Annotated in this window: 8 protein-coding genes; 5 read left to right on the plus strand and 3 right to left on the minus strand. The window is 50.9% G+C overall.

Going from position 1 to position 8,832, the window contains the following annotated elements:
- Nucleotides 1-165 precede the first annotated feature (165 nt).
- On the minus strand, nt 166-912 hold the full coding sequence (locus ACTF5Z_RS10230) for a creatininase family protein (protein ID WP_438985545.1): 747 nt from the start codon (nt 910-912) through the stop codon (nt 166-168).
- A 91-nt stretch (nt 913-1,003) separates the two neighbouring features.
- Nucleotides 1,004-2,281 carry an NAD(P)/FAD-dependent oxidoreductase gene (locus ACTF5Z_RS10235; protein WP_438985546.1) on the minus strand — a complete coding sequence of 426 codons (1,278 nt, stop codon included), beginning with the start codon at nt 2,279-2,281 and terminating at the stop codon, nt 1,004-1,006.
- Between the two features lie 172 nt (nt 2,282-2,453).
- Here ACTF5Z_RS10235 and ACTF5Z_RS10240 point away from each other — a divergent pair, with 172 nt between their 5' ends.
- Nucleotides 2,454-2,783, plus strand: a complete 330-nt coding sequence (locus ACTF5Z_RS10240) for a hypothetical protein (RefSeq protein WP_438985547.1) — start codon at nt 2,454-2,456, stop codon at nt 2,781-2,783.
- Nucleotides 2,784-2,879: 96 nt separating this feature from the next.
- Here the strand turns inward: ACTF5Z_RS10240 and ACTF5Z_RS10245 are convergent, their stop codons facing one another.
- A complete protein-coding gene (locus ACTF5Z_RS10245) occupies nt 2,880-4,403 on the minus strand; it encodes an HD domain-containing phosphohydrolase (RefSeq protein ID WP_438985548.1) in 1,524 nt (507 codons plus the stop codon).
- Nucleotides 4,404-4,520: 117 nt separating this feature from the next.
- On the opposite strand from ACTF5Z_RS10245, the gene ACTF5Z_RS10250 reads away from it, so the two are divergent.
- From ACTF5Z_RS10250 to ACTF5Z_RS10265, 4 genes are all read left to right on the plus strand, one after another.
- On the plus strand, nt 4,521-6,683 hold the full coding sequence (locus tag ACTF5Z_RS10250) for a TonB-dependent receptor (RefSeq protein ID WP_438985549.1): 2,163 nt from the start codon (nt 4,521-4,523) through the stop codon (nt 6,681-6,683).
- A 177-nt stretch (nt 6,684-6,860) separates the two neighbouring features.
- Entirely contained in the window at nt 6,861-7,811 is a 951-nt protein-coding gene (locus ACTF5Z_RS10255) for a TRAP transporter substrate-binding protein (RefSeq protein ID WP_438985552.1), read from the plus strand.
- Entirely contained in the window at nt 7,811-8,308 is a 498-nt protein-coding gene (locus ACTF5Z_RS10260) for a TRAP transporter small permease (RefSeq protein ID WP_438985550.1), read from the plus strand. The genes ACTF5Z_RS10255 and ACTF5Z_RS10260 overlap by 1 nt, the downstream gene beginning before the upstream one ends.
- Nucleotides 8,301-8,832 (plus strand): TRAP transporter large permease subunit (locus ACTF5Z_RS10265; protein ID WP_438985551.1); only part of this gene is annotated, 532 nt, incomplete at its 3' end. The genes ACTF5Z_RS10260 and ACTF5Z_RS10265, both read left to right, overlap by 8 nt.

Consider the following 8,832-nt stretch of genomic DNA (forward strand, 5'->3'; position numbering starts at 1 on the left):
GTGTCGGGCTGTTGAGGCTGGGGAGCTGGATATTTTCTGCCGGAAGCAGTTGGCTGCGTTTAAATGCCCAAAACGTTACGTCACACTGGAATCGTTGCCCTTAAACGCCTCGGGCAAAATCGATAAGCCTGCCCTGAGGCAGGCCCTGCTGGATCAGTCGCTCAGCTAAGATTGAGCGAATTTTTGAAAGTCTGCCCACAAGGCTTGCGCCGTCACATCGATTATCGTGCTACCCGCTTCAATCGTTGCCTGAGTCGGGTCTGAGCCGATGCGGCCATCGGGAAAATTCGCGCGATAATGCTCTGCATCCGTAAAGGTGCCGATCGGCGCAATCTTTGGTTCTAGCGTTTGGTTCCTGACTTGATCAGGGTAAGCGGCATAAGTTACCGCGACTTCGGAGGCTGTAGCGTGCATGCCATCCCCTGATGGATGCAGTTCTTTGCATTTCGCCATAACCGAGGGTAATTCCCACCAGTTTTTCGAGGTCATGCGCAGGGCGGGCTGGCGAGCAGGAGAGGGCTCGAAACTGCGTTGTGCATACACCTCGGCGAACGCCGCTTGAATCGTTGCGGTATTGCCCCCGTGGCCATTAAACCAATACAGTTTTTTAAAGCCGTGTTTAGCCAACGATAGACTCCAGTCTGAGATAGCCGCAATCATGGTTGAGGGGCGAAGCGTCATGGTTCCCGGAAAGCCCAAATGATGTTGCGCACACCCCACATTAAAGGTTGGACCTATGAGCACACCGTGTTCATCACCAACACGCTTTGCTATCACTTCGGGGCAGATCGCATCGGTTCCAATCAGCCCTGTTGGCCCGTGCTGCTCCATCGAGCCGATAGGGATAATAATAGCGTCCGATGTTTTGAGATACTGCTCGATATCGGTCCAAGTACTTAATGAAAGTTGCATGCCTACCACCTCATGTTGGGGGGTTAAGTATACGAATTGGGATGGGTGATTGTCATCAGGCCTAGGGTGAATGCCCCAGGCCTTAAATGGTTTACTTGCCGGGTTTTAAACGAATAATTCCCATGGCCTTAAGAACGTACTTCTCGTAAATCGGTTCGGTGCGCCCGGTGCGCATTTTGCGCATAAAATATTTTTCAAAAGCGATTTTAGCCAGGTGGACCCACTTGCCTTTTTTGGCCCAAGTCACGTTGCGAGGTGGTATCTGTGGTAGCGCTACGAAGGCAACACCATCGTCGCCCAAATCGGCTAAACACAATGCATTCCACGTTGCTTTGTGAGAGGGCTCTTTACCTTCTAGTTCCTCGGCGATGTTCTCAACAATCGCAGTGACCATTGATTCGATCATATACCCCGTTTTAGGTGCGCCTGTGGGGACAGGGGTGGCTTCGACTGGGGGAATAGCAACGCATACCCCGGCCGAGTAGATATTAGGGTAGGTGGGGTTGCGCTGATGGTCGTCGATTAGCACAAAGCCGCGTGGATTACACAGTCCTTCGACATTAGCGACCGCGTCCACACCTTTAAACGCTGGAATAAACAAAGAGAATTTCGATTCAAGTTCTTGTTCTTTAATGACTTCACCCGCGTCATTATGCTCCGCGATTTTAACTGTGCTATCAGTGGCTTCTAGGATTTTGGCGTTGGTCACCCACTTAATATGGCGTTGGCGCATCTCAGATTCTAAAAGTGATTTCGAGTCACCGACGCCACCTAAACCCATGTGGCCAATGTAGGGTTCGCTGGTCACAAAGGTCATGGGTACTTGGTCGCGAATTTTGCGTTTGCGGAGGTCAGCTTCGACGATCATGGCAAATTCGTAGGCTGGGCCAAAGCAGCTGGCACCTTGTGCTGCACCGATGACAATAGGTCCGGGGTTCTCTAAAAATTTTTCGTACGCCTGGGCCGCAGCTTGCGAGTGTGGCGTGCTGCACACGCTGTGTGTGTTAGCGCTTGGTCCGGTTCCCGGAATTTCGTCAAATGCGAGTTTGGGGCCCGTGGCGATAATGAGATAGTCGTAGTCGATCGTAGCGCCGTCATCCAGTGTGAGCTTGTTACCTGTGGCATCAATTGCTGACACCGATTGCGCAATAAATTTTATGCCACGGCGTTCGACGTATTTGCGGATGGGTACGAGTACCTCGCTGGGTTTGCGCCAGCCAACTACCACCCAAGGGTTACTGGGCGTAAATTGGAAATCTTCACTCGGATTTATTAAGGTGATATCGTGTTTTTTACCTAAGTGTGCTTTCAGATCGTAGGCCGCCGGCATGCCCCCTAGGCCTGCGCCCATTACTACAATATGTGCCATTGCTTGCTCCTTATTTTTCGCCAGTGTCTATGGTGCGATAGTCGCTCTAGAGCCGCGTTGATGTGAATCAAAAGCGAGGGTCTTAATGGCCGGGCTCCTTGCATTGAAAAAGTCGAGCCGTGTGCTAGTCTTCGGCTGTCTTTCCTAAAATAAGAGAACAAAAGATATGGCGATGTTTAGAGCATGGTTGGTGGTTCTGTTGATAGCTATGTCGGTTTATACCGCGGTGACCGTTCAGCAATACGGGTGGAATTTATTTGATCCGTTTTTCTCTGAAATGCTGACTTTTTCTTGGTTTGGACAGTTCAATTTAGATTTCATGTTTATGCTAAGTTTGTCGGCATTGTGGGTGTCATGGCGACATCGCTTCTCCCCCGCGGGCCTGGCTTTGGGGTTGGTGGCCTTTTTGGGCGGCATACTCTTTTTAACGGTTTACCTGCTAATTCAGTCCCGAGGTCATGAGTCACTGGAGGCGCTATTGCTAAAACGCATTGGTTCTTGATGGCCGCCCACGTTAGAGCGCAGATTTGTACGCCCTGAACGTCGCGTTGCGGACTGAATTAAGGGTTGGTATTACATACCGGTAATGGGTGTTGAGTTATTCGTCGGCAAATTCTCTAGCAATTCGCTGAAATTGATCGTGAACGACCAAAAATGTGGCGCCAACATCGGGGTCAAAGTGAGTGCCTATGCCTTCTTTGATCAGTTTGATTGCCTCCTCGTGCGAGAAAGCCCGTTTGTAGACACGCTCGGAGATCAATGCATCATAGACGTCCGCTAAAGCCATGAGGCGCGCCGAGAACGGAATGGCGTCGCCTGCCAGCCCTTCAGGGTAACCGGAACCGTCCCATTTTTCTTGGTGATAAAGCGCTATGTCTTTAGCGTGCTGAAGGAAAGCAATTTCTACACCTAGTGCTTCTTCGGCGCGAACAATAGCGTCGTATCCCACTGTGGTGTGGGTTTTCATAATCTCGAATTCTTCGGGTGTCAGCTTGCCAGGTTTACATAAAATTTCGTCTTTGATGCCGACCTTGCCGATGTCGTGCAAAGGCGCCGATTTGTAGAGCTGATCGATATAGTCATCGGTCAGGAACGACTCAAAACGGGGGTGACGACGCAAGTGCTCAGCCAGCAGACGGACATATTTTTTGGTTCTAATAATATGGTTGCCCGTTTCGTTATCACGCGTTTCTGCCAGCGAAGCCATGGCGTGAATGACAACTTCTTGTAGCTGAGCAATTTCTGAAGCACTGCGTCGCTCTTTAGTGATGTCACGTCCAGCACCACGGTAGCCCTCGAACTGGCCGTTGTCGCTATACCGCGGTGTGCCGCGTAATTCATGCCAAAGTGTTTGCGCATTGTCTTTGATGCTGTAGATAAAAATAAAATCGGCTTGCTCCGACAGATCGTCTTTTAGCGTTAGCCAATTGTCCTCTGGGACGATAGCTGGGATCTCCCAGAGGCGCTTACCCAAGGTGTTATCCGCGCTCAGTGCAGCTACTTTGGTTAGAGTGGTGAGACTGAGTTTTAACTGACTGTCCAGTTCCCAAAACCAATCCGACGATACCGTAGCAATGTCTGCAAAGCGTTTACGCGATATGCTGTCAGCCTGCTCTGCTCTGAGCCATCCCCTGAATACCCTCGTGTTCAGAAGATACAGCCCGAGGGTTACAATAGTCAGTGCACCCACAAGAACCGCGATCATGATCGGGAGCCGGTCGTTGATTGATCGAGTCAGAGTGATTGTTCCCAGATTGCCCTGTGGTGCCGTAATGGTTTGAGTAAAACTGACATTAGGCGCTTCAAGGGCGTGCTCTATGGCAATAAGCTGTGAACCGGCAGGTGTTGTGAGTTGGAGGGTCGTTTTTTTGTGGAGTACATCTTGGGCAAGCTCTTCAAGCCGGGCGTTGCTCAGGTTTAATTCAGTTGCGCCATCCACTTCTCTGGTAATGAGTCTAGATAGAATAAGCGCCTCGTCACTTAGTATCACCCTGGCTTCTTCAAACTGACGAATGGTAAATATCGTGGCCGGCAACAAGCATACAGCGATAAAAACTAGCACCAAAAGTACACGTAGCTTTTGAATACTGGGTAAGCTGCTGCTTGGGCTGTCTGGGCGCATACAGGTGTAGTCGAGTCACATTGACTTAATAATTAGGCAAGCGCATGTTAACCGAACATAAACTTGTTTACTATGAGCGCTCTGTTAAAAGCAAGTTTGTCTAAATTAGGTCTATTTGTGCAAAACATACGTTCAAAACTTAATTTCATTGCCTGTTGTACAGCGCTGACTGCGCCTTTGAGTGTGGCAGCGCAGTTGGAAGAAATTGTTATCACGGCGCAAAAGCGGCCCGAATCTTTGTTAGAGTCACCGCTATCACTTGTGGTTATCAGCGAGCAGGAGTTGGAGCGGTCACACTTTGTGGATTTGGCCGATTTAGCGAATTTAGCACCTAATTTACAGGTTCTTCCTCACCCTAACGCGGCCTCGACGCTGCTGCTATTTATACGAGGTGTTGGGAACTCAGATGAGCAGGTTATCCAAGATCCATCGGTCGCGGTTTATCTAGACGGTGTTTATTTAAGTCGTAGTCAAGGTCTTGCCAGCGAGTTCCTAGACTTAGAACGTATCGAAGTTTTGCGGGGTCCGCAGGGTACATTGTATGGACGCAATGCGACTAGTGGTGCGGTGAACCTGATAACTAAAGCCCCCAGCTTTGACGCGTCAAATTTCTCTCAGACACTGAATACGGGCAGTCGTGCACTGCTTCGAGCGACCACGCATCTGAATGTACCAGTGAGTGACAGTGTTGCAGTGAAGGTCAGTTATCAAAATTCGCAGCAAAACGGTTTTGTGCGCAATGTGGGAACAGGCGCCCCACGTTTTGGCGATGAAGATCGGAATGCCTGGCGAATTGATGGTCTGTGGCAGCCGAGCGATGATCTCAGGGTTCGACTCATTGTGGACAGTGAAGAGGCTTCAGATACGCCCGCCTACGTTGGGGCGGTTGGGCTTTTGCCTGATCGCGTTGATGCGCCCAAGGCAGGAAGTGTTTGGGTTAGTGATTTGCAGAAAAACGATGTCCAGGCAGACGGCCTGACGGCTATTGTTGATTGGCAAGTGAATTCAGATTGGCAGGTGAGGTCGATTACGTCTAAGCGTGAACTCAGCGATTTTCAGTACCAAGACTTACATTCGGGGGTGCGTGGACCCATAGCGGTATTGATCACCGAGGCTCAGGGTACCCAAGAGCAGCTTAGTCAGGAGCTGAATTTAACTTACAGCAATGCCGATGAGTCTTTAACAGCAATTTTGGGGGCTTATTGGTTTGACGAAGATGCCAACCGCAATGCCCGTAATACGGTGCCAGGGGCCAAAGTTCGCAAACTCGTATTTGGCCGAACCGTAAACAACAAAGCTAAGGCACTTTACGGCCAAGTGAGTTGGCGTCCGGATTGGCGCGAGCAGAATCTAGAATTGACCCTAGGTGTGCGAGCATCCGAGGATGAGCGCTACGTCTTGATCGATCGCGCTCAGCAATCGCTTCCAGACGGTCCTTTAATGTTTGCGCCCATGTCAAATGTGGGACAGCGCGAATTTGATAATGTGAGCCCAAGTTTCATGGCGCGCTACCAGTTATCGGACCAAGCCTACGTTTACGCCAAGCGAGTCGCTGGCTACAAAAGCGGTGGGTTCAACGCAAGAGCAAGTACAGCAGCGCGCTTTAGCGAAGGCTTTGACGATGAAACGCTGGTCTCGCGAGAGTTAGGTGTAAAAGCAGAACTGCTAGACCGAAGATTGCGTGTGGCTGCGACCGTGTTCCAGTCTGACTACGATGATATTCAGATGAACGTGCAATCAGATCCAAATAACATTGTGGTGGCCGATGTTCTGAATGCTGGAAGAGCTTCAATTGATGGCTTTGAGCTGGATATCGATGCCTTGGTTGGCGAGCAAAGCGAGCTAACCTTGCGTTACGGATGGCTAGATGCCAACTACGATATCATTCGCGACGCCAACGGTCAGAATGTTGCGAGTGATTACCGGTTCATGGGCGCGCCAGAGCACTCCGTGTTGTTGGCATGGTCGAGCGTACTGGGGGCTTCTGCGGAGAGCGGCCTGAGGTACAGTGTGTCCTACAGCTGGCGCGATCAGTTTTTTGGCAGTAACACAACTGATGCAGGTGTATACCAAGTACCAGCCCATGGGTTGATGTCCGGCGATCTCAGCCGAGCATGGGATTTTGACTGGGGCAGCTTAGAGGCCAGTTTATGGGGCACTAATCTCCTCGATACCGCTTACTACCGTTGGCACTACAATGCGGGCGCTGGCGGTGCTATACCGTCAGGTGTTTGGGGCGAGCCACGCACTATCGGGTTAAAACTTAAGCTCGAACTATAGTGATCAAAGCGTAAGCATTGCCTGTTATTTTTCTAAGGGGTAGACTGCAATTGGTCAGGCCAATTTTTCGTTGACCTTGGCCGGTCCGTGGTCTATCATGCCACCGGTGGCAGAAAAGTAATCAGGAGATCTCCATTGTTCGTATTTGCCCGTATTCGTGAGGCTCGGCGCCTTGCAATGGCGTTGATGACGCTGCTACTCGTGTCTTGTGGCGCAAAGCAAGATGTCATAGTGTTGCGGGTGGGGCACAGCCTGGACCCCTCGCATACTGTGCACAAAGCCATGCTGAAGATGGGAGAACGCTTACAGCAATTGTCGGGCGGAACGATGGCGATCGAGCTCTATCCGAGTGGTCAGCTTGGATCTGAGCGTGAATTGATCGAACTTCTGCAGATTGGCAGCTTGGCCATGACGAAAGTGTCGGCGAGTCCGCTCGAAGGTTTCGTGCCAACGATGAAACTCTTCAATATCCCTTACTTGTTCCGCGATCAGGAACACTTTTTTAAGGTGCTCGATTCTGATATCGGGCGTGACATTCTGGCGTCGTTAAAGCCAGCGCAATTGCTGGGTTTGGGTTATTACGATGCGGGCAGTCGCAGTTTCTATACCACCAAAAAGCCCGTGGTGACGCCCGCCGATCTGGCAAGTGTTAAAATACGTGTGCAAGAAAGTCAGGCAGCGATGGCTATGATTCGCGCGCTTGGCGGCAACCCCACGCCGATTTCCTGGGGTGAGTTATATACCGCGTTACAGCAGGGTGTGGTCGACGGCGCTGAAAACAACCCACCCAGTTTTTATTTGTCGCGTCACTACGAAGTTGCGCCTTACTACATTTTGGATGAGCACACCTCGGTACCTGATGTCATTTTGATTAGTCGCTACGTATGGGAGCGTTTATCTGAGCAACAGCAAGCTTGGTTGCAACAGGCGGTGGACGAATCTGTGGATTTTCAGAGAGCGCAATGGCAGTTGGATACCGAGGCTGCGCTAGTAGCGGTGCAAGAAGCTGGCGTTCAGGTGATTAGTGCCGATAAGTCACAGTTTCAACAGCAGGTGTCGGGGCTGATTAATGAGCTCAAAGCGGGCGAATTGGGGTCGATGATTCAGCGCATTGAGGAGGTGCAGTGATGCAAGCGTTAACACAATGGTTGGATCGCGGTTTTCGCGTGCTGCTGGTGGGTTTAATGGCCGGTATGGTTGCGGCGGTTTGTTGGCAAGTCATTTCCCGTTATGCCTTGAATGACCCCGCCGCTTGGACTGAAGAAATGGCTCGGTTCTTGTTGATGTGGATCGGATTGTTGGGCGCTTGCTATGCCTATCGTGAAGGGCAGCATCTTGGCGTTGATTTGTTTCCGAAGAGTCTAAGCCCCGCGCGGTATCGACTCTGGGCTTTGTGCGCACACTCTTTAGTGATTCTATTTTCTGTCATGGTCCTGTTAATTGGGGGTGGCCGTTTAGTCTATTTGACGGCCTCGTTAAACCAAACATCGGCTGCCTTGGGTGTACCGATGTCGTGGATTTACATGAGCCTGCCCCTGTGCGGTGTGATGATGATCGTGTACGCGCTCGATGCGATGTTGCATCCAGAGCAACCCAGTACGGAAGGAGTAATGAACGATGGCTGAGTTAGTATTGGGTTTTATTTTCGTTGTGCTGCTGTGCGTCGGCGTGCCCGTTGCATTTTGTATCGGTTTGGCCACGATGGCGGCGTTGCTTATCAGTATCGACACCTTACCCGCACTCACAACCATGGCCCAACGCATGGCGGGTGGCTTGAACAGTTTTTCGCTTCTAGCCGTGCCCTTGTTCATTTTGAGCGGGGTTATCATGGGGCAGGGTGGAATAGCTCGACGTCTTATCGCGTTTGCTAAGTGTTTGGTCGGTATGGTTCCCGGCGGCTTGGCCTTGGTAAATGTGGTCTCGTGTACCTTGTTTGGGTCGATATCGGGTTCCGCTGTTGCGGCAAGCTCTGCGGTAGGTGGGTTTATGCTGCCCGAAATGGAAAAAGACGGCTTTGATAAAAACTTCGGTGCGGCAGTTACTGCCACCGCTGCAACAACGGGCTTACTCATTCCGCCCAGCAATATTTTAATTGTTTATGCGATCGCCAGTGGTGGTGTTTCGATTGCCGCCTTGTTTTTGGCGGGCT

The organism is Aequoribacter sp. (assembly GCF_965659035.1).
Lineage (GTDB): Bacteria > Pseudomonadota > Gammaproteobacteria > Pseudomonadales > Halieaceae > Aequoribacter.